The 16,277-nt window shown below is 54.1% G+C and carries 22 protein-coding genes; 11 read left to right on the top strand and 11 right to left on the bottom strand.

Going from position 1 to position 16,277, the window contains the following annotated elements; translation table 11 throughout:
* Position 1: 1 nt before the first annotated feature.
* On the bottom strand, positions 2 to 943 hold the full coding sequence (locus NR201_RS02845) for a D-ribose ABC transporter substrate-binding protein (protein WP_010246199.1): 942 nt from the start codon (positions 941 to 943) through the stop codon (positions 2 to 4).
* Between the two features lie 183 nt (positions 944 to 1,126).
* Here NR201_RS02845 and NR201_RS02850 point away from each other — a divergent pair, with 183 nt between their 5' ends.
* Complete coding sequence (locus NR201_RS02850; RefSeq protein WP_033779397.1) at positions 1,127 to 2,101, top strand: sugar-binding transcriptional regulator; 975 nt, start codon at positions 1,127 to 1,129, stop codon at positions 2,099 to 2,101.
* Here NR201_RS02850 and emtA read toward each other — a convergent pair.
* Positions 2,094 to 2,723, bottom strand: a complete 630-nt coding sequence (emtA, locus tag NR201_RS02855; protein WP_010246204.1) for a membrane-bound lytic murein transglycosylase EmtA — start codon at positions 2,721 to 2,723, stop codon at positions 2,094 to 2,096. The genes NR201_RS02850 and emtA overlap by 8 nt on opposite strands.
* A gap of 164 nt (positions 2,724 to 2,887) precedes the next feature.
* On the opposite strand from emtA, the gene ldcA reads away from it, so the two are divergent.
* Both ldcA and NR201_RS02865 read left to right on the top strand, forming a co-directional pair.
* Complete coding sequence (gene ldcA, locus NR201_RS02860; RefSeq protein ID WP_010669878.1) at positions 2,888 to 3,811, top strand: muramoyltetrapeptide carboxypeptidase; 924 nt, start codon at positions 2,888 to 2,890, stop codon at positions 3,809 to 3,811.
* A 22-nt stretch (positions 3,812 to 3,833) separates the two neighbouring features.
* Complete coding sequence (locus NR201_RS02865) at positions 3,834 to 4,496, top strand: MBL fold metallo-hydrolase (RefSeq protein ID WP_010246210.1); 663 nt, start codon at positions 3,834 to 3,836, stop codon at positions 4,494 to 4,496.
* Here NR201_RS02865 and NR201_RS02870 read toward each other — a convergent pair whose 3' ends face one another.
* The 3 genes from NR201_RS02870 to NR201_RS02880 form a co-directional block, all read right to left on the bottom strand.
* Positions 4,497 to 4,910, bottom strand: a complete 414-nt coding sequence (locus NR201_RS02870; protein WP_010669877.1) for an N-acetyltransferase — start codon at positions 4,908 to 4,910, stop codon at positions 4,497 to 4,499. It lies immediately after the preceding gene.
* Between the two features lie 14 nt (positions 4,911 to 4,924).
* Complete coding sequence (locus tag NR201_RS02875) at positions 4,925 to 5,308, bottom strand: hypothetical protein (protein WP_033757330.1); 384 nt, start codon at positions 5,306 to 5,308, stop codon at positions 4,925 to 4,927.
* A gap of 184 nt (positions 5,309 to 5,492) precedes the next feature.
* Positions 5,493 to 5,672, bottom strand: coding sequence for a hypothetical protein (locus NR201_RS02880; RefSeq protein WP_010246220.1), 180 nt, complete (start codon positions 5,670 to 5,672; stop codon positions 5,493 to 5,495).
* Between the two features lie 214 nt (positions 5,673 to 5,886).
* Here NR201_RS02880 and NR201_RS02885 point away from each other — a divergent pair, with 214 nt between their 5' ends.
* From NR201_RS02885 to NR201_RS02895, 3 genes are all read left to right on the top strand, one after another.
* A complete protein-coding gene (locus NR201_RS02885) occupies positions 5,887 to 6,216 on the top strand; it encodes a hypothetical protein (protein ID WP_010246223.1) in 330 nt (109 codons plus the stop codon).
* A 61-nt stretch (positions 6,217 to 6,277) separates the two neighbouring features.
* On the top strand, positions 6,278 to 6,835 hold the full coding sequence (locus tag NR201_RS02890) for a hypothetical protein (RefSeq protein ID WP_022625839.1): 558 nt from the start codon (positions 6,278 to 6,280) through the stop codon (positions 6,833 to 6,835).
* 23 nt (positions 6,836 to 6,858) lie between these two features.
* Positions 6,859 to 7,869 carry a Ppx/GppA phosphatase family protein gene (locus NR201_RS02895; protein WP_060679962.1) on the top strand — a complete coding sequence of 337 codons (1,011 nt, stop codon included), beginning with the start codon at positions 6,859 to 6,861 and terminating at the stop codon, positions 7,867 to 7,869.
* Positions 7,870 to 7,889: 20 nt separating this feature from the next.
* Here the strand turns inward: NR201_RS02895 and NR201_RS02900 are convergent, their stop codons facing one another.
* Positions 7,890 to 8,102 carry a DUF2767 family protein gene (locus tag NR201_RS02900; RefSeq protein ID WP_010246232.1) on the bottom strand — a complete coding sequence of 71 codons (213 nt, stop codon included), beginning with the start codon at positions 8,100 to 8,102 and terminating at the stop codon, positions 7,890 to 7,892.
* Positions 8,103 to 8,314: 212 nt separating this feature from the next.
* Here NR201_RS02900 and NR201_RS02905 point away from each other — a divergent pair, with 212 nt between their 5' ends.
* The 4 genes from NR201_RS02905 (at position 8,315) to NR201_RS02920 (ending at position 10,641) form a co-directional block, all read left to right on the top strand.
* Positions 8,315 to 8,563, top strand: a complete 249-nt coding sequence (locus NR201_RS02905) for a YqjD family protein (protein ID WP_010246235.1) — start codon at positions 8,315 to 8,317, stop codon at positions 8,561 to 8,563.
* Positions 8,564 to 8,732: 169 nt separating this feature from the next.
* Positions 8,733 to 8,903 carry a hypothetical protein gene (locus tag NR201_RS02910; RefSeq protein WP_164501688.1) on the top strand — a complete coding sequence of 57 codons (171 nt, stop codon included), beginning with the start codon at positions 8,733 to 8,735 and terminating at the stop codon, positions 8,901 to 8,903.
* Between the two features lie 338 nt (positions 8,904 to 9,241).
* Positions 9,242 to 10,303, top strand: a complete 1,062-nt coding sequence (locus tag NR201_RS02915; protein WP_062757434.1) for a glycosyltransferase family 9 protein — start codon at positions 9,242 to 9,244, stop codon at positions 10,301 to 10,303.
* Positions 10,303 to 10,641, top strand: a complete 339-nt coding sequence (locus NR201_RS02920) for a DUF1493 family protein (RefSeq protein WP_062757433.1) — start codon at positions 10,303 to 10,305, stop codon at positions 10,639 to 10,641. Before NR201_RS02915 ends, NR201_RS02920 begins: the two co-directional genes overlap by 1 nt.
* Here NR201_RS02920 and NR201_RS02925 read toward each other — a convergent pair.
* Positions 10,635 to 11,642: a glycosyltransferase family 9 protein gene (locus tag NR201_RS02925; protein ID WP_122458855.1), complete on the bottom strand. Its 1,008-nt coding sequence runs from the start codon at positions 11,640 to 11,642 to the stop codon at positions 10,635 to 10,637. The two genes, NR201_RS02920 and NR201_RS02925, sit on opposite strands and share 7 nt — an antisense overlap.
* A gap of 390 nt (positions 11,643 to 12,032) precedes the next feature.
* Here NR201_RS02925 and NR201_RS02930 point away from each other — a divergent pair, with 390 nt between their 5' ends.
* The gene (locus tag NR201_RS02930; protein WP_167861874.1) at positions 12,033 to 12,476 is read left to right on the top strand and encodes a hypothetical protein; all 444 of its coding nucleotides are present in this window, start codon (positions 12,033 to 12,035) and stop codon (positions 12,474 to 12,476) included.
* A 99-nt stretch (positions 12,477 to 12,575) separates the two neighbouring features.
* On the opposite strand, the gene NR201_RS02935 is transcribed toward NR201_RS02930, so the two are convergent.
* From NR201_RS02935 to NR201_RS02950, 4 genes are all read right to left on the bottom strand, one after another.
* A complete protein-coding gene (locus NR201_RS02935; protein WP_256844208.1) occupies positions 12,576 to 12,713 on the bottom strand; it encodes a hypothetical protein in 138 nt (45 codons plus the stop codon).
* 56 nt (positions 12,714 to 12,769) lie between these two features.
* Positions 12,770 to 13,177, bottom strand: coding sequence for a hypothetical protein (locus tag NR201_RS02940; protein WP_256844209.1), 408 nt, complete (start codon positions 13,175 to 13,177; stop codon positions 12,770 to 12,772).
* A gap of 130 nt (positions 13,178 to 13,307) precedes the next feature.
* On the bottom strand, positions 13,308 to 13,619 hold the full coding sequence (locus NR201_RS02945; protein WP_256844210.1) for a hypothetical protein: 312 nt from the start codon (positions 13,617 to 13,619) through the stop codon (positions 13,308 to 13,310).
* Positions 13,620 to 13,865: 246 nt separating this feature from the next.
* Positions 13,866 to 15,689, bottom strand: coding sequence for a hypothetical protein (locus tag NR201_RS02950; protein ID WP_256849360.1), 1,824 nt, complete (start codon positions 15,687 to 15,689; stop codon positions 13,866 to 13,868).
* Positions 15,690 to 16,277: the final 588 nt, after the last annotated feature.

Raw genomic sequence — 16,277 nt, forward strand, 5'->3', positions numbered from 1 at the left:
GTTATTTCGCCAGGTTGAAGTTTTTCAACTTAGCGGCGTTGCTGTCGTCAATCAGCACGCAGTCCATCAGCTGCTTCTCCTGTTTCTGCGCTTTGCCGTTCTTCAGGTAGTAATCCGCCTGCGTGACCGCCATCTGCGCCTGATCCCAGCCCGGCTGCAGTACCGTCGCTTTAATATTGCCTTTGTTGAGGATCGAATCGCGGGTGTAGTCGCTGCCATCAAAGCCCACCACGATCACCGATGTTTTCCCGGCGGCTTTCAGCGCGGCTTCGGCACCCAGCGCCATGGTGTCGTTACCGGAGATGACGCCCACGATGTTGGGGTGTTTCTGCAGCAGGGTTTCCATGCGGCTGAAGGCTTCGGTCTGGCTCCAGTTGGCGCTCTGCTGAGCCACCATTTTCATGTCGCTGTAGTCATCCAGCACATCGTGATAGCCCTGCGACCGCACGCCCGCGTTGGTGTCAGACTCTTTGCCCAGCAGTTCAACATAGTCCCCTTTGCCGCCCAGCAATTTCGCAAATTTCTCCGCGCCCAGCTGCGCCCCCTGATAGTTGTTAGAGACGATCTGCGCCACCGCGATGCCGGTTTTGTTGATCTCCCGGTCAATCAGAAAGGTCGGGATCCCGGCATCTTTGGCTTTCTGCACCGGTCCGACGGTGGCGTCGGCACCAGCGTTATCAAGAATGATCGCTTTGGCTTTGCGCGCAATCGCGGTCTCAATCAGCTGGTTTTGCTTGTTTACGTCATCATCGTGCGACGCCACCAGCGTGGCGTAACCCAGCTCTTTGGCTTTCGCTAAGGCCCCTTCCGCCTCGGCTTTAAAGAACGGGTTGTCATGGGATGGGGTGATAATCGCCAGCAGGCCTTGCTCTGCCGCCAGCGCGGTCGCTGAAAAGGCGAGCATCGATGCGAGCAGGGTCAGTTTGATCAGAGGACGAGTCATTATTTTTCTCCGTTTGAATATATATTCACACGCGATTTTATATGCATAATGACTATGCGCCCGCGCTGACGTGCCGTCCAATGCGCGATCGTCAAAAAGCGAAAACGATCACAAATTAGCCTGCGTTGTGATTTTGATCATCCTGGTTAACAATACCGGGCAGAATCAGAGAGGGAAAAACCGATGGCAAAACAGGATGAACAGCGATTGATGGTGAAAATTGCCACCCTTTACTATGTCGAAGGGTTGAAGCAGTCAGAGATTGCGCAGTCGCTGACCTTATCGCAGTCGTTTGTCTCACGCATTCTTAATCGCAGCGTGAAAGAAGGTGTGGTCAAGATCAGCGTGGTGCCACCAGCCAACGTCTACCCTGAGCTGGAAAAGGCCATTGAGCAGACCTATAACCTGCCGCAGGCGATTGTGGTGGATGTGCCGGACCAGGCATCGCCGCTGCAGATTAAGCAGGCGATTGGATCGGCGGCCGCTCACTATCTGGAGACCCGACTGCGAAACGATGAGCTGATTGGTATTTCGTCATGGAGCGGCACGATCCGGGCGATGGTGGATGCGCTGCATCCGCTCAACAGCGCCTGCAAAGGGGTGATCCAGCTGCTGGGTGGCGTCGGGGCTAACGGCAATGTGCAGGCGACGATTCTGACGCAAAATCTGGCGGCGCTGCTGAACTGCCCCGCCTGGCTGCTGCCGTCGCAGTCGATTGAGCATTCGGTCAGCGATCGCCAGCGGCTCTCTGCCAACGCAGAGGTCGCCGAGGTGCTGAGTAAATTTGAGCAGGTCGACCTGGCGATTGTCGGCATTGGCGATCTGGAGCCGTCGGCGCTGTTACGTAATTCGGGCAACTACTACGATGGCAGGATGCTGCAAACGCTGGCGGCGCGCGGTGCGGTAGGCGATATCTGTCTGCACTATTTCGACGCCTGCGGACAGCCGGTGCTGAAAGCAGAAGAAGATCCGGTGATTGGTATGGAGCTGGCGCAGGTGAAACAGTGTCCACAGGTGGTCGGGCTGGCAGGCGGAAGAGAGAAAGCGCAGGCGATTCGCGGTGCGCTGCTGGGCGGCTACATCAAGGTGCTGATCATCGACTATCCCACGGCGCGGCTACTGCTCACGCCGCAGGATTCATCACAACCGGTCAGATAGTGCGGTAAGCCGTGGTGACTTTCCACAGATAGCGCGGGGCCTGCGCCGCCGGATGCTTGTTCTGCACATGCTGATAGAACTCATCCGGTGACATCGCATTGATCATCGCAATGGCCCGATCGCGATCGCTGGAGAAAGTCCGCAGTAACGCTCCTGCGCCGTTGGCATAAGAGACGATGGTGGCATAGCGCAGGGTCAGCGGATCGCGGATGCCCGACAGCGCGGAGTTCTGCAGAATGCGGATATAGGCGGTGCCGATATCAATATTTTTGGCCGGATCGCGCAACTCGGCATTCGACGGCTGACCACGACGGCCCAGCGTGCGATAGACTTCGCGCCCGGCGGTCGAAGCTTTAATCTGCATCAGCCCCACCGCATTTGAACGGCTCACCACGCCCGGATTTCCACCCGACTCGACACTGATAATGGCGCTGATCAACTTCTCATCAACGCCATAATGACTGGCGGCATCTTCGGTAAACATCGCCCAGGTGCCATTGACGCTGGACGGCGGTGCCTGAGTTAATGGCGTGTTGCGCTGCTTAACGGCATGGTGCGGTGGCTCGCTGGCACAGCCGGTCAGGAGTAACGCTGAGAGTATAAGGTGTCGGATTTTCAGCAATTTTTCATCTCGTAGCTGTTGTGGCGAATGCTATCATACCCAGGCAGCCTGAGAGCAAAATTACCGTTTATCCTAAATGCATGAAAATGCGGCGCGTACCGTGACTTCAGCGGCGCTTTTCGCCATCATCGCCGTCAGTCAGGCGCTAACAGCAGGAAAGTATGATGATTTCACGTTCAGTTCGTCTTATCTCCCCCTCCGGTTACTGTCACAATCAGCCTGCGGCGCTGCAGGGCATTGCACGACTGCGCGCGGCCGGCCATCAGGTAGAGAACGAGCAGGTGATCACCCGCCGTTTTCAGCGCTTCGCCGGTACGGACGCAGAGCGCCTGGCGGATATCAACCAGCTTGCCAGTCTCAGCACGCTGCCCGATGTGGTGCTGGCGGTGCGTGGCGGTTATGGTGCCAGCCGGTTACTGGAGTCCATCGATTACATCGGCCTGCAACGCCGTCTGCTGAATCAGCCGCTGGCGCTGTGCGGCCACAGCGACTTCACCGCGATTCAGCTGGCCCTGCTGGCGCAGGTCGGCCTGATTACCTTCAGCGCACCGATGCTGGCCGGTAACTTCGGCGCCGCGACCTTATCTGAATTTACCCTTCACCACTTCTGGCAGGCACTGACTTCACCTACAGTAGAGGTGACATGGCAAAGCGAAACGCCTGACGAGGGCGAATGGCAGGGTACGCTGTGGGGCGGGAATCTGGCGATGATCTGCTCACTGATTGGCACGCCGTGGATGCCGCAGTTTGAGAACGGCATTCTGGTGATTGAGGATGTGAATGAGCATCCGTTCCGCATTGAACGCATGCTGATTCAGCTGCAGCAGAGCGGCATTCTGGCGCGACAGCGGGCGATCGTTACCGGCAGCTTCACCAGTACAGCCCTGACGGAATATGACAACGGGTTTGACTTCAGCACCGTCTGGCAGCGACTGCGTGACACCACCGGTCTGCCGCTGATTTGTGGATTAGATTTTGGTCATGCCGCTGACACCGTAACACTGCCTTTGGGTGCCAGCGCACGATTAGCGGTCAGCCAGGGCCACGCCCGTTTGCAGGCGACCGGGCATCCCGTCCTGCGGGAATAGCGTTTGTTTCAGGAGATCGACATTGAAGCCGTTGTATGACGATTTGTGGATCTCAACCCCGGAATTTCCGGTGGAAGATGCCGTTAATGACCTGATGATGCATGGCTTTATGCTGCGTCACCCACGCGGCAATCTGTTGATTGGCCGCGTAGAAAATCCGCTCGATCATGAAGTCATGGCCGATACCGGCGGCGTGATCCGCCACTACCTCACCCACTGGCATGAATCCGCGCCCGGTGCGGCACTGATCCAGCAGCGCTTCAGCAGCGCACTTTACTGCCATAGCCGATCGCTGGGCCCCATCAGCCGTTTTGCTGAGCCTGATGACACCTTTTCGCAGCAGGAGACGCACTTCGGGGATTTCCATCTGCTGCCAACGCCAGGACACACACCGGGCAGTTGCAGCTATCTCTACACCTCGCCGCTGGGGCTGACCTATCTGTTTGTTGGCGATACCGTGACACGTTCGCATGACCGCTGGATCACGGTGCTGGTGCCGGACAGTAATCCGGCTGAGCTGAGCCAGACGCTGGAGTTTTACCGCTCCCTGCGTCCCGACGTGGTGCTGATGAGTACCACGCGCGGGCATCTCTCCTGGAAAAAAGTTACGCTGCAGAGCTGGCTGGCCGCGATTGATGAAGCAGAACAGCATCCGCTGGATTTGCGTCAGCAACCATTATTCTGATTACAGGGCTTTCGTCAGATAGTGGCGCTGATGATGCCGTGGATAGTTATCCAGGCTGAAGCGCAGTGTATAGCCAAGCTTTTCATAAAACGGCCGCGCCTGAAAACTGGCGGTATCCACCTGGGCAAAGCGGCAGCCGCGATCCCGCGCCTCCTGCTCTGCCGCCTGCATCAGCTTACTGCCCGCCCCCTGCCCGCGTAGCGCCTCACTCACCCACAGCATATCAATCCGCAGCCAGTTTCCGGCGGTTGATCCGGTCAGTCCGGCCAGCTTTCTGCCCTGGTCATCACGAATAAACACGCCGATCGATCTGATCTCATCAATATTAATATATTTGCTGTTGAACGCAGTCAGACCCAGCCTGACTTCATCCAGATCCTGCGTTGTGACCTTATCGGTAATCTCGGGTTGCATAGTGGCTCCGTGGGTTAAGTGTCGGAGTGCTGACGATCGTCGTAGCGCTCCAGGCTCAACGCATCAACATCGCGTTTTTCACTGCGGCTGCAGGGCAGCAGTTTATCGCTGTCGCGGTAGACAAAAAAGGTCGCCTGGTTGCGCTGGTTCACAATCAGCTGATCGCCATTGCGAAAGCGGGTAATCGCCACCTTATCACCCGCCTCTAAACGGGTACGCTGCTGACCGGCAGCAATCTGGAAATGCCCCGGCGGCCACATTAACGTGGTTAAACCATATTCGGCACGCGAAACGGTCATGGTTGTCCGGCCGGGACAGTTAAGCTGAAATTCCGTCTCGCTCCAGGCGGGTGCGATGTGACAGGCCAGCAGGCCCAGGGCAATTAACGCTGCCTTCATGCTGTGTCTCCGCTGATTTTATTGAGGTTTTTTAGCTTAACACATCACAGGACAGAGAAGGGACGCGGGGCAACCCGCAGCAAGACCATTGAAAGATAGAATCGGCGTGCGAAGAAATCTGAAAGTTGAGAAAAAATAAAGTAATCCGGCCAGCGTAACAGGCTGCCACACTGACCGGATATGATTATTCGGCTGCTACCTCGGCGGCCACTAACATCAGTGCCAGCCCGGCATTCTCGCTATCATAAGCCTGCATTGCTGCACGTATATCCGCTGAACAAGCGATCACCTGTTGCTTCTTATCGGCTTCTAACTGGTCAATCGCATGGCGAATAATCATTAGACTTGCTTCTTCTTCGTTCATCATTTATCCCTGGATTTGCCTAAGTGGTGCGCAAAGGAGCCAAGAATAACGTTTATTGATAAGCAAAGTCACCCTTTTACATTCCTGTTGCTTAACGATTAAACAAATCACAAACAGGAAGCGCAGCGTAAACTGCTATGATTAAGTAATCAGTGACGCAGCAGGATAGACTCTGCGCCACGAAACTCCCAGGGATTGAAGCAGGTAGAAAATCATGATGCGTCTCAGCATTTTTATCCTCATCGCGATGGTGACTGGATGTTCATCTGGCCCGAAAGGGGTGGAATGTCCGGGTGAGGTCTCGACAATTTATGGTCAGTCGATGGGGCATACCCAGGGCGTGATTTTTGATCTGGTTAATAGCTTCACCGTGACCCGGGATAAGGTCAGCGTTAAGAGTGGCCCGCTGCAGTCGCTGGATCGCTTTAAATATGTTCCCTCCGCCGTCACGCCTGAGGGCTATTACGCGCAGCGCCTGTCAGATAAGCAGTTCCGCCTGATCAACCCTTACCAGGACACCCAAATCACCTGGACCTGTCCATAAGGGATGAATCCTGCTGCCAGATGGTTTATTGTCAGGAAACGTCAAGCAGCAGGTCTCCCCGATGGAAAAGCGTCTGGATAACAACGGTTATATCGACTTCCCCTTCCCCGCCACCCGCAATGCGGATGGCTCCGTGAATCCCTGTGGCTTTGATCTGACGCTGGAAACCGGTCGCCTTGAGGAGATCGCGGTGCTGAACCATTCAGTGAATCTGCGGCGGCTGGTCGAGGAGATCAATCTGCAGGAGGGGCTGTTTATGACCCTGGCCTGCGACTGGCAGCAGCAGGCAGATGCGGTCTGTGGCTTTATCGATGTGGCTTTTCGTCCCGACCTGCCGCAACACGGCTTTGAGGAGGCGCTGCAGCTGGAAGCGAACTTTTATCGCTACCTGACCGGGCAGGAGCAGCAACATCAGATGCCCGCCGAGACGCTGGTCAATTATGCCCGCTCGGTACTCGACTGGAGCTGGTCGCCGCTGCGCCAGCGTCAGCGCGATTATGAAAAGATCACTATTCAGTTCTATTGCCCGCAGGCGGATGACGCCGAATGGTGTTTTGATCATCTGCGTCACTTCCTGGTGAGCGTCTATCCGGCCTGCGTCGCCGCCCGTTCACTCTGATCCTCATTGCACCCGGAGTCGCTATGCGTTCTGCTGCGCTGTCTGCTGTCACGCTGTTCTGCTCACTGTTTTTTGCCGCTGCTGCCCAGGCCGATCGCTGCCAGCAAATCCGCGCCGGTCTGGATATCGGTTCCGGCACCACCAAAATTGCGGTAGCCCGTGTCAATGTCTGCCAGCTGCGCATCGAAAAGATGCTGTATCAGGATCAGCGCGCCGTGGCATGGAACGAGGCCTTAGCGCATTCAACAGATAATCAGCTCAGCCCGGCAATGACTCATGAAGGTGCCGCCGCCCTGCAGCAGCTTTTAACGCAGGCACGGCGCTTTCATCCACAGCGGATCAGCGGCGTTGCCACCGCGGTGTTCCGCAACGCCAGCAACGGACAGGCGGTCATCGATCAGTTGCAGCGCCAGACCGGTGCGCAAATCAGCATCATCTCGCAGCAGCAGGAAGCGAAACTCGGTTTCCTCTCTGCTAAAGCCGCGCTTAACGATCCGGCGATCCGTGATGAGCAACTGCTGGTCTGGGATATTGGTGGGGGATCGATGCAGATGACTGCCTGGCGACAGCAGGCGGGTCAGCCGGTTGCAGATATCTATCAGGGCAAACTGGCCTCGGTGACGCTGAAAAACTTTATTCTGACGGTGCTGAAGAACAGCCCGGAGGCCAAATCCCCTAATCCGATTGGCTCCTGGCGGCAGTCGGTGCTGCGCTTTGTGCAATTTTATGCCGCTAATGAGGTCAGCCCGCAGATTAAACAGGATCTGGCGAGCCGTCGGGTCATTGGCATCGGCGGCGTCCATGGTTTTTCAATCCGCAATCAGTTACCGGGCAAACCCCATCGTTACAGCCTGACGACATTAAGTCAGCTGTCGCAGCAGCAGGTCTGGAAAGGCGACAGTGAACTCCCGGGCGACTACCGGGCCACTGATGTCAGCAATCTCTTACTGGTTGAAGGTTATATGCAGGCGCTGAAAATTAATGAGGTTACGATTGTTGAGGCCAGTCTGATTCAGGGCGTGCTGCTGCAGTAGCGCAGCGTTTCCGCACTATGCTAAACCTCAGGCTTAATCAGCCGGATAGCATGATCCAGCATCCGCTGCTCATCCCGTTCACTGTGGGCCCGCTGCTGACGTATACGTTTAAGCAGGTCGTAGATTTCGCCACGGCGGGTGTCATGGCCGCGCTCCGACAGCACAATGACCGCATCGCCAATGACCCGGCAGACTTCATCATAGTCGTCATCATTCAGTGCATCACGTTTCATTGCTTATCCTCCGGCTGTAGCTTTGGCTATGGCTGTGGCAGCGCCTGAGTGCGCCTCTCTTTCCAAAGGCTAGACAGTAAATCCCTTACCCGCAAACGCAGCGCCATTAACAGCCAGAAATGATTTTTTAGCCCATTTTCCTCCGCTGGAGGAGCAGAATTCACTATCTTTGCTACGCTTTGAGGGTCTCACTCAAAACCAAGGAGCAATAAATGTCAGGAAAAATCGAAGATAAAGTAAAAGAAGCCGCTGGCGCAGTTCAGGAACAATGGGGTGCAGCAACCGGTTCATCTGAGCATCAGGCTAAAGGCGCAGCACGCCGTTACACCAACCAGGCAAGCTATGCTGCCCGCGATGCTGCTGACTGTATCAAGGATCAGGTTCAATCCAATCCTGTTGCAGGTCTGGCCGTTGCTGCAGGCGTTGGCGTATTTATCGGCTTCCTGCTGGGCCGCAAGTAATCGCGCTGAACGTCAACAGAACGGGAGCCACTGGCTTCCGTTTTTTTTTGCCTGGACTCTCTCCGCCGGCTGAGAAACATCTGAAAGATAAGCCTTTTCAGGCCAGAATGCGGTAAGTATCTATGCTTAGTCTGGTTTCGTCTCTTTCTGACAACATCAAGGTGACCTTATGAAAACATTTCCTGCCCTGCTGCTGGTTGCAGCGACCTTAACCTCTCTGGCGGGCTGCTCGCAGAAGAGCGACGCGATTAAAGATGATGGCCGCCCTCATGCACCAAGCGGTCAGTCGTCACCGGGCGGTACGCTGGGTTCAGGCCCGGTGGGTCAGCCACAGTCGTAATACCCTGCCCCGGCAAACGTGCCGGGGTTTGTTTTATCGCATGTTTTTTAATAGATAGAAGTCATAGAATAATTCCGCTAATAATTAACCTGCTATTAGTTTTTCATAGAATTACAAGCCGTAATCATTCATTAATAAAAGTGCACATAAAACATCTTCCAAATAACAAAAAATTAAAGTTCATTTTTATTTAAACCAGAAAGCGAGTGTATTTCAAACAAAAACTCAATGACTGAAAAAAACATCCTGTCATAATGAACTTTCTCTGTAGCGTTAATCTCTAACACTCCATAATATTTCCCTGTTAATAACATTGGTAAATTCAAGAGAATTCAGACGTGAAGAAAAAAAAGATTTATCTGATAGACCGACTTTTAACGCTCTATTCTCGATTTTCCAGCAGAACAAAACCACAGGCCTTGCACGACCTGGCCCCACAAACAGTGGTGATATACTCCACCACGGCACTGGGCGATTTTCTGATGAATACGCCGGCTATCTGGAGCCTGAAAAATCGCTTTCCCACCAGCAAATTTATTCTGGTTTCCAGCAAGAAAAATAAGGATCTCGTCAGCCGTTATAACTGGTTTGATCAGATCTATATCTGGGATAACAAACTGGCGAATTTCCTGCCACTTTTTTTCAAACTGCGCCGCCAGAAACCTGACCTGTCAGTAATATTACACGCCCATTTCCCCTACGATATTATGAGCTCGGTACTGACCGGCAGTAAGGTGATTGTGCGCGATCATTACGGCCGCGAATCGCCTCTGCTAAATAAATATCTCGATCACTATTCAGGCTATTTCGATGACCATACCATCAAGCGTAAGCTGAAACTGATTGAAGTCCTGGGCGCAGAGACAGAGCAGACCCGGATGCACCTTCCGGCACTGAACAACAGTCCGACTGCAAAGGCTGACCATCGCCGTATCGGTTTTCAGTTAGGGGCATCAAAAGATATTCGCCGCTGGCCGCTGGCCTCCTTCAGCCAGCTGGCGACAGCCTTGCTTGAACGCTGGCCTGACACGGAAATTATCGTTACCGGCACCGCCGCTGAGCAGCCTCTTGAGCAGGAATTTATTGAAAGCCTGCCCCTGCACTACCGTCAGCGTGTGACCCCGATGGCGGGTAAAACGAATCTCAGCGGCCTGATTAGCCTGATTCGCACGCTGGATGTGCTGGTTACCGGGGACACCGGTCCACTGCACATCGCCGTGGCCGCGCAAACGCCGACGGTCAGCCTGTTCTCGACCGCCAATCCGCGTTATACCGGTCCCTGCCAGGACAGCGATCGGCACATCATTATTCACCGCCCGGATAAAACCGCCTCACAGCATCCGATGGCAACGATCAAGGCCGATGAGGTCGGGCAGGCCGTGGCGAAACTGGTGGGGTAATGAACGACCTTTCTCAATCCATCATTGCGCTGATTGAGCACCACAATCAGCCAACCGCACTGGGCTGGTTCCGGAAAGTGGATCGGACGGGGTTTCATATCCAGCAGTTACCGCTGAGTGAGGTGGATTTTGCCATTCTGATGAGTGATTTTTTCATCACTTTCGGCGTCTGTTCAGAACACTATGATGACGCCCGCTATTTTCCGGAGCCGCGCCGACGGCGCTTTGCAGTGGCAAACTGGTTTACTGCGGGCACAGCACAGCCTTATCGTCCACTGACGGTCGCCATGCTGTGTGAAGCGGCCAGACTGGGACGCTGGCCTGAAGAGGATTACTGAGTAATGGTATGGGCGAACGCGTCATAGACCTCGCTGCTGCTCAGCGCATTGACCTCACGTGACGCCGGTTGCAGCACCTGATAGTTAACCTGCCACGGGTGCCAGCATGCCGGATCGCTGTCGCCAAACAGCGCGACGACCGGCAATCCCAGCGCCGCACCAATGTGCATTGCCCCGCCATCACTGCTCACCAGCCCCTGACACAACGACATTGCTGCAATCAACTGCGGCAGGCTGGTGGTTGCCACCGCTTTGATCGGCAGATGCGGGCAGAGCGCCATAATTTCACGCGCTTTTTCATCATCTCCCGGATGACGCGGATTATCACGGCTGCCGGGTGACCAGAGCAGCATTATCTGGCAGGGATGACGTGCCGCGATTTTTTCAGCCAGCCCGGCAAACCGCGCGGCTTCCCACTGCTGGCTCGGCTTGCGGGCGCTGATTTGCAATGCATAGACCGGAACAGCGGGATCGATCGCACAGGTGTCACGCAGGCTGGCCGCGATTGCCGCATCCGGCAGCAGCGTCAGTTTGCCTGGCGCTGTGGCGCTGAGATTGAAAGGTCGCCCCAGGCTAAACAGGGTTTCACTGATATGACACGGCGACTGGCTGGGTGGCGGCAGCAGATCGGTAATCAGCGGATGGGGATGGCCCAGGGCAATCACTCTGGCGGGACGCACTGTTTTAACCCACTTCAGGCCATGCTGATCCCAGCGGCTTTTTGCCAGAATCACCACATCGTAACGCTGTTTTTTCAGCGTCAGCATCAGCTTCAGTCGCTGTAAGAGACAGGCCAGTCGTCCCTGCCCTGCCTCACGGTGATGCAGTTTAGTGTAATAGAAGAGCTGCCGGATATCGGGATTATGCTGCAACACTGGCGCAGCGTAATTGTTAGTCAGCACGTCGACCTGATGCTGCCCCGACTGCGCCAGCGCACTGATCAGCGGCGTGGTCAGTAAGGTGTCGCCAATATTATCCCGACAAATAATTAAAACCCGCATGTCTGACATCCTCTGCGCAAAGGCTAAACATGAAACACATCACAGCGTTTCCCGTTGATGGGATAAACGTGACGGCATACGTCAGCCATTAGTCAGCGTGGATTGCGGATGGTTCCCTGACGGGAACAGCAGAAATAGATCTGGCTGGGGAGAGAGAAGACAGGCGGCAGAGCTGACAGAACAAGAAAAGAAGCATGCCCCATCCGGCGCTTATCTCCGGCACTCGTAATGGCTTAGCTCTTGAAGGGGCGTAAGAATCATCTCATTATGCGGCACGCCGGACTTAACAATAATTGCTACTGTGACTATTAACCTGCAAAGCAGTTTACACCAGTCTGCCTGGTGGACAATCGCTGAGCTTCGTGTCAGGGAACGGGTTTTACGCTTTGGTTGATATCGTATTTAGCGACAGTCTGTCACCATCCGCGCTCGGTAAAAAAACTGCGCCAGCAAGAAGGAGACCCGGTGCCTTATAAGTATTTTATTTATATCATCACCACACTGGCGATCTTGCTGAGTTATCTGACCTTACCGGGTATCCTTGACCAGGTAAGAAACAATCCGCAAATTGCCTATCTGACTGCACATCCCGACACCGCGTTTACGCTGTTCAGTCAGTGTCAGCGTAAAGTGACGGATGTGGCCCGTTGTTACAATGCCTACAGCGCCGCGGTAGCGCTTGCAGAAAGGCATAACTGTTCTGATGACGGACTGAAACTCAGATTCAGATTCAAACGGCTGACTGAACATGCCGCAGACGACGTGATTAAAGCTGAATTGAAAAAAGACTGTCCAGACCGCGACAGGCCAGATTCACGTTTCCCGACTCGATAACGTCAGAGAAAGAATTAAATGGCACACTGTGAGGAACCCTCTCCTTTCGGTGTCAAAGAGAAGCGGGCTCCCTTAAAACCGGTTTAACTAACTCTTATGTCAGTGAGTGCTGCTCCAGCGCAGACATTCGACCAGGACAATAGTGACCGCGACGAAAACAAGCGTGACAAAGATTTGTTTCCACATCCCTACGGCCAGAAAAAACACTTCACGTTCGTCACGAATCTGTTTCTCCATGGCCTGCATTGTTTCCTGATACAGTTGGCAAATAAATTTCAAATCTTCACCCTGTCTCACTTCATCCAGCCCTCAAACTGGCCATTTTGCATTAATGCGACTTTACCGTTTTTGTAAAAAATCACATTACTGATACCTGTCGCAAAGACCTGATTCCCCTTATTTTCTTCAGTCATTACGGCCGGTTTACCGTCTATGCTCACAATGCCCAGTTTATCGCGGGAGACGACCACGTCTTTATACCGCCACGTTTTGGCAGCAGACTTATGCGCTTCCTGGGCGAACTGTGCATTTTCCAGAGCCTGTTTCCCGGCTACGTCCACCATCGCCAACTGGCGGTTCTGTTCAGCCAGATAGCACGCATCACGGGTTACGCCTTGTGCTTCGCTCCCGGCCATACGAGACGCGGAAGACGAGCAGCCGGTCAGCACAAGTAGTGCACCTACAATCAAAAATTTTTTCATGTTACAGCCCTATTTTGCTTCAAACATTAATGAAATTTCGTCAGGCATGCCCGCAGGTAATGGCAGGAAGTAAGCATGTTTAGTTGCCAGCAGGTCGACGTCACAAAACAAAGGTTCATCGCCCTGTGCTTTAACATTTGTCATTCATTGCTGGCGCTTTATTCTGGCCCTGGGCTCGAAGGTTCACCACATGGCTTCCTGCTGTAGGTATCAATGGATAAACCGTCCAGAATTTCAGTTGCGCAACTGTGAGCGCATGCTTTTTATGCTGTGTGACTAACTCAGTGCCATTTGCATGCACCATCAACCACGCTTTAACTTTTTCAGTATTCATCACATCTCTGCCTGAATTGCTTGCGATAATGCCGCGACGCTTAAAAATGAATAAACCCAGCATGAAAACTGTACATGCCGCCAGAAGAGCCCTTTCACTCCAGCGCATTAACCGCGCGCTATTAATCAATCCATTACTCTGATAAAAAATGAAAACCTGGCAAATTCCCAAAGTTCTGAATAGCGAGTCCTTGCGCAATAAGCGATAACGTTATTGCCAGACAGAACGCCAGAAGCCGAATAAACCTAACCAATTATTACAGCGCCAATAAACCGGAATTAACCCCTGGTGTTCACATTCCACTTGTTCACGCTGACAACACCGACTAAAACAGCCCGCCGAAGCGGGCCATTTTCAGAAGTCCCCGTGTACGCCTGCGCCTGCCATCCAGCCACCGTAAGAATCGGTAGAAGCCTGGATGGATACGGCTGAGTGTTCGGTTACACCTTTCTGAATGCCAGCCGCGAAGCCTGCACCTTCGCCGTTTGCAGTGCCGGTAGAAAGCGCCCAGCTATTATGAATCGCATCAAAATGCAGTGAAGACATAGCCGCGGCATTATCGCCAATTTGCTTAATTTTCTTGCTGTTTTCATCGATGCGATCTGCGTTGTGCCTGATGCTTTTCTCAGCGCTATTGAGGCGTGCGCTATTTTGATCAATGCGAGCGCTGTTGTGCTGAATACTTTCTCGGTTTGTACTGATGGCTTGTCCATTGGTATCAATACGCGCAGCGTTGTACTGAATAGCCTGTCCGTTTGTGTTAATACGAGCGCTGTTGGTCTGGATGCTTTCGCGATTAATACTAATATCCTGCCCTTCAGCATCAATGCGAGCTGCATTAGTCTGGATGCTTTCACGATTAGCACTAATATCCTGCCCGTCAGTATCGGTGCGAGCTGCATTGTGCTGAATAGCAACCGGAACAGATTGAGTCGAATGCGACTGCATTTCGGTAACGGCTGCGCGATAGGTGCTGCCGGTAATGGCTGGCGTTTTAACCGGCATTGCCTGCGGGATCTGCTGTGGTGCAACAGGCACCTTCTGGACGATCGGCACGGACTGTGGACGTGGAGGCGTTGCCTGCGGAACCTGCTGCGGTGCAACAGGCACCTTCTGGGCGACCGGCACGGACTGTGGACGCTGTGGCGTTGCCTGTGGAACCTGCTGCGGTGCGACAGGCTCCTTCTGGGCAACCGGCACGGACTGTGGACGCGGTGGCGCTGCCTGCGGGATCTGCTGTGGTGCAACAGGCACCTTCTGGACGACCGGCACGGACTGTGGACGCGGTGGCGTTGCCTGCGGGATCTGCTGCGGTGCAACAGGCACCTTCTGGGCGACCGGCACGGACTGTGGACGCGGTGGCGTTGCCTGCGGAACCTGCTGCAGTGCGACAGGCACCTTCTGGACGACCGGCACGGACTGTGGACGCGATGGCGTGGCCTGCGGATGTGGCATCGGCGGCGTGGCCTGCGGGATTTTCTGCGGAGCCAGAACCGGAACAGACTGAGCCGGATGCGCCTGCATTTCGGTAACGGCCGCGCGATAGGAGCTGCCGGTAATGGCTGGCGTTTTAACCGGTGAGGCCTGCGGAACCTGCTGCGGTGCAACAGGCACCTTCTGGGCGACCGGCACGGACTGTGGACGCGGTGGCGTTGCCTGCGGAACCTGCTGTGGTGCAACAGGCACCTTCTGGGCGAACGGCACAGACTGTGGGCGCGGTGGCGTAGCCTGCGGAACCTTCTGCAGTGCGACAGGCACCTTCTGGACGACCGGCACGGACTGTGGACGCGATGGCGTGGCCTGCGGATGTGGCATCGGCGGCGTGGCCTGCGGGATTTTCTGCGGAGCCAGAACCGGAACAGACTGAGCCGGATGCGCCTGCATTTCGGTAACGGCCGCGCGATAGGAGCTGCCGGTAATGGCTGGCGTTTTAACCGGTGAGGCCTGCGGAACCTGCTGCGGTGCAACAGGCACCTTCTGGGCGAACGGCACAGACTGTGGGCGCGGTGGCGTAGCCTGCGGAACCTTCTGCGGCGCAACCGGTATCTTTTGCGGTCTGGCTTGTGGTGTGGCCTGCGGGATCGCCATTGGCGCAACAGAATTACCTAAATCGAAGGAATAATTCATATTGTGGCTGTGCTCAATACGCTTGAATTCCGCCTGTTGTTCAGAATTCATCGTTGCCCAGACATCGCGAGCGACAGCATTGTCCATATGCCCGGCAGCAATAGTGTTATATAGGCTTTGCACTGGCCCCGAGAAGACAACGTTCGCATTTGCACTGGTTGTCATGGATCCGCTGCAGATCGCACAAATAGCCACAGCTATAATTGATTTCTTCATTAATATGAACTCGCTAAAGTTGATTTATGTCAAGATTTGTAAATCACAAACGGATATCTGTCTTCTGGCCCGCCAGCCATTTGATCAGAATCCCTGAAAGGCCTCGTATTAACGGACGAGGCCTTTTTACATTGGGTTAAAATCCTTTATTCACTTGCTAAAATCTGCACCTTATATTTTTAAGCAACGCCGTTTCTTTATTTTAAATACCTGACGTTGATTGCTCTTAAGTCTGCACCCCCCTTTCGACTCACCCGTCATTCCGATGAACCTTAGATTTTATCCTGACAATTACTAAAAACTCTTAGTAAGTCAGAAAAGATAATCATTTCTTCAGAAGCCCGACCAGAGTGATTAAAACTATTCTGTGCCTTGCTTAGTAACGCTATACTGCTTAAAAATCTAAAAATTAAATATCGCCAT

The sequence above is a fragment of the Pantoea sp. Fr-CA_6 genome (genome assembly GCF_024520895.1).
Taxonomy (GTDB): Bacteria; Pseudomonadota; Gammaproteobacteria; order Enterobacterales; family Enterobacteriaceae; genus Pantoea; species Pantoea agglomerans.

Coding starts and splice junctions, on each gene's coding strand:
- NR201_RS02845 (WP_010246199.1), bottom strand. CDS start 943: ATGACTCGTCCTCTGATCAAACTGACCCTGCTCGCATCGATGCTCGCC.
- NR201_RS02910 (WP_164501688.1), top strand. CDS start 8,733: ATGAAAACATTTCCTGCCCTGCTGCTGGTTGCAGCGACCTTAACCTCT.
- NR201_RS02925 (WP_122458855.1), bottom strand. CDS start 11,642: ATGCGGGTTTTAATTATTTGTCGGGATAATATTGGCGACACCTTACTG.
- NR201_RS02850 (WP_033779397.1), top strand. CDS start 1,127: ATGGCAAAACAGGATGAACAGCGATTGATGGTGAAAATTGCCACCCTT.
- NR201_RS02920 (WP_062757433.1), top strand. CDS start 10,303: ATGAACGACCTTTCTCAATCCATCATTGCGCTGATTGAGCACCACAAT.
- NR201_RS02950 (WP_256849360.1), bottom strand. CDS start 15,689: ATGAATTCTGAACAACAGGCGGAATTCAAGCGTATTGAGCACAGCCAC.
- NR201_RS02900 (WP_010246232.1), bottom strand. CDS start 8,102: ATGAAACGTGATGCACTGAATGATGACGACTATGATGAAGTCTGCCGG.
- NR201_RS02880 (WP_010246220.1), bottom strand. CDS start 5,672: ATGAACGAAGAAGAAGCAAGTCTAATGATTATTCGCCATGCGATTGAC.
- NR201_RS02870 (WP_010669877.1), bottom strand. CDS start 4,910: ATGCAACCCGAGATTACCGATAAGGTCACAACGCAGGATCTGGATGAA.
- NR201_RS02875 (WP_033757330.1), bottom strand. CDS start 5,308: ATGAAGGCAGCGTTAATTGCCCTGGGCCTGCTGGCCTGTCACATCGCA.
- ldcA (WP_010669878.1), top strand. CDS start 2,888: ATGATTTCACGTTCAGTTCGTCTTATCTCCCCCTCCGGTTACTGTCAC.
- NR201_RS02940 (WP_256844209.1), bottom strand. CDS start 13,177: ATGAAAAAATTTTTGATTGTAGGTGCACTACTTGTGCTGACCGGCTGC.
- NR201_RS02890 (WP_022625839.1), top strand. CDS start 6,278: ATGGAAAAGCGTCTGGATAACAACGGTTATATCGACTTCCCCTTCCCC.
- NR201_RS02905 (WP_010246235.1), top strand. CDS start 8,315: ATGTCAGGAAAAATCGAAGATAAAGTAAAAGAAGCCGCTGGCGCAGTT.
- NR201_RS02935 (WP_256844208.1), bottom strand. CDS start 12,713: ATGGAGAAACAGATTCGTGACGAACGTGAAGTGTTTTTTCTGGCCGTA.
- NR201_RS02885 (WP_010246223.1), top strand. CDS start 5,887: ATGATGCGTCTCAGCATTTTTATCCTCATCGCGATGGTGACTGGATGT.
- NR201_RS02895 (WP_060679962.1), top strand. CDS start 6,859: ATGCGTTCTGCTGCGCTGTCTGCTGTCACGCTGTTCTGCTCACTGTTT.
- NR201_RS02945 (WP_256844210.1), bottom strand. CDS start 13,619: ATGCGCTGGAGTGAAAGGGCTCTTCTGGCGGCATGTACAGTTTTCATG.